The organism is Streptomyces sp. NPDC059828, assembly GCF_042731955.1.
In the GTDB taxonomy this organism is placed as follows: Bacteria; Actinomycetota; Actinomycetes; order Streptomycetales; family Streptomycetaceae; genus Streptomyces.
Genome location: NZ_JBHWIW010000115.1, coordinates 1 through 1,103 on the forward strand (window position 1 = coordinate 1; position 1,103 = coordinate 1,103).

At 72.3% G+C, this 1,103-nt stretch carries 1 protein-coding gene; it reads left to right on the top strand.

Annotation, left to right across the window (positions count from 1 at the left end):
• The first annotated feature begins 396 nt into the window (after positions 1 to 396).
• The gene (locus tag ACFV6V_RS31155; protein ID WP_385571191.1) at positions 397 to 807 is read left to right on the top strand and encodes a hypothetical protein; all 411 of its coding nucleotides are present in this window, start codon (positions 397 to 399) and stop codon (positions 805 to 807) included.
• The last annotated feature ends 296 nt before the right edge of the window (positions 808 to 1,103 follow it).

Sequence of the window (1,103 nt, forward strand, 5' to 3'; positions counted from 1 at the left end):
GCGCGACCGCGAAGCGGCTCGGCCTGGCAGCCCCGCCGGGTTCCGGGTAGCCCTCCGGGTGACCGACCGGCCGAGGGGAGCCCCCGCCCACCCCACACCCCAGCCACCCACCGGCCGCACACGACGACGGAGCCCCCGCCCCCTTGGGAGTAAGGGCCCCCGCCGGAGGCGCATTCGACTCGACCTGATCAGTTTCATTGCAGTGCAACGTAATGCAATGAAATCCAATGTCCCGGCCGCCGCGCGCCGTCTTCGGAGCTGTCCGGTCTCCGTTGATGTGGCGAATGTCCGCTGTGGTTGGCGAATCCTGCGCCGCTCGTCTCAGTGGACTTGGCGAAGGTGGCGAACGGAGGTCCACGCGGGGCGCCCGATAGCGTCACAGGCAGGCGTCACACGGTGACGCCTGCTGAACGGGAACGCCTCCTCCGCCACGCCCTCGTACGGCACCGCGGCGAGCAGTACCGGCTGTCCGAGCGCTTCCGGATGCCAAGCGGGGTGTCGCTGGCGTACCAGGTGTCACCGCACTCCGGGCAGCGGAACCGGGGCCACGGATGCGGCCGACCCTCGACCAGCGCCTGGAACGCTTCACCGCCGGCGTCGATCGCCGCCCAGCGGGCCCGCGTCACCCGCCAAGCCCTCGTACGGCAGGCCGCCGAGCAGTACCGGCGCGACCGCCTGCTGCCCTCGGGCAGTTCCGTGCCGCACTGGTCGCATCGCCGGACGTTCCGCCTGGCCATACTTCCAGGGTCCTCCCATCTGCGGGAGGACCCCAAAAGCGCCATGATCACCGAGACGGCGACGCCGTGAATCTCCCAACGATCATGGCGAACCCCAGCTCAGAAGATGCCCATCTCGCCACCCTCGCCGAGAAGGGCCAGGAGCCGCCAACCATGCACTCCGGCGGCGGCGTTGCTCGGCGCGGACGGTCCCGGCGGTCCGCGCCAGCGGACCCGAACGGGAACAGCCGCCCCGCCAGGGGCGCCCGTTCGGCCCGACGAAGGAGGGCCTGGTCCGCGCCAGCGGACCCCGGCCGCCGCGCGGCCGCCGGCCCCGAAGGGGCCCAACAAGAGGTGCCGCGCCGCCAGGCGCGTCCACGGCCCGGT